The sequence below is a fragment of the Psychrobacter sp. 1U2 genome (genome assembly GCF_051847575.1).
Map to the genome: position 1 here is coordinate 1 of NZ_JBPYDC010000745.1, position 861 is coordinate 861.

Below are 861 nucleotides of genomic sequence, written 5' to 3' on the forward strand. Positions count from 1 at the left end.
CAACGTTTTCCTAATCCATCCGAACATGACCCATCTATCCCATGGCTTGTGCTGGTCTGTTGATTGCTAAAACTGATTGCTTAATTGTTATTCATTGTAGCAATCATCGGGTTATGTAACTGTATCTTTCGAAAGCGTTTCTACTGATTTGACATCAAGTGTCAGATTATACTACCATTGAAAATTACTATTAATAATTTTGTCTATTAACCAATAAAACACTCTCGGAGTACCGTTATGAAATGGACCAAACCTGCTTTTCAAGACATTCGCATTGGTTTTGAAGTTACTATGTATTTCGAAGCACGCTAGGTATTTTAAAGCGCGTTAAAATTTGTCAAACCTCGATTTGTTAAAAGCCCTAGATGACTAGGGCTTTTGTTTTTTTGGAAATATTAACTTATGTATATTCATGTTTTGGGCTCAGCGGCAGGTGGCGGATTTCCGCAGTGGAATTGTAATTGCCATAATTGCCAGGGTGTGCGTCAAGGTACGATTAATGCTAAGACGCGCACTCAATCCTCGATTGCCATATCTGAAAATGGTACAGATTGGATTTTGTTTAATGCCTCCCCTGATATTCGTCAGCAGTTGTTTGACTTTAAGGCGGCGCACCCCGCGCGCGGTCTCAGAGACACGGGGATTAATGCGGTGGTGCTGATGGACAGCCAGCTCGATCACACCACGGGGCTGTTAACCCTGCGCGAAGGGTGCCCGATTGATGTGTGGTGTACCGATATGGTGCATCAAGATCTCACCACCGGATTTCCTATTTTTAATGTGCTAGCGCACTGGAATGGCGGGCTACAACACCATCAAATTGACCCCAATCAGAGATTTCATATCAAAGGCTTTGATAAT

Annotated in this window: 2 protein-coding genes; both read left to right on the forward strand. The window is 42.6% G+C overall.

What is annotated here, in order from left to right:
* Positions 1–237: 237 nt before the first annotated feature.
* Positions 238–312 (forward strand): pyrroloquinoline quinone precursor peptide PqqA, encoded by a 75-nt coding sequence (pqqA, locus tag ACS8FD_RS18485; protein WP_201500340.1) that lies wholly within the window; start codon positions 238–240, stop codon positions 310–312.
* A 90-nt stretch (positions 313–402) separates the two neighbouring features.
* A partial coding sequence (locus tag ACS8FD_RS18490) for an MBL fold metallo-hydrolase (RefSeq protein WP_439276917.1) occupies positions 403–861 on the forward strand: 459 nt, incomplete at its 3' end.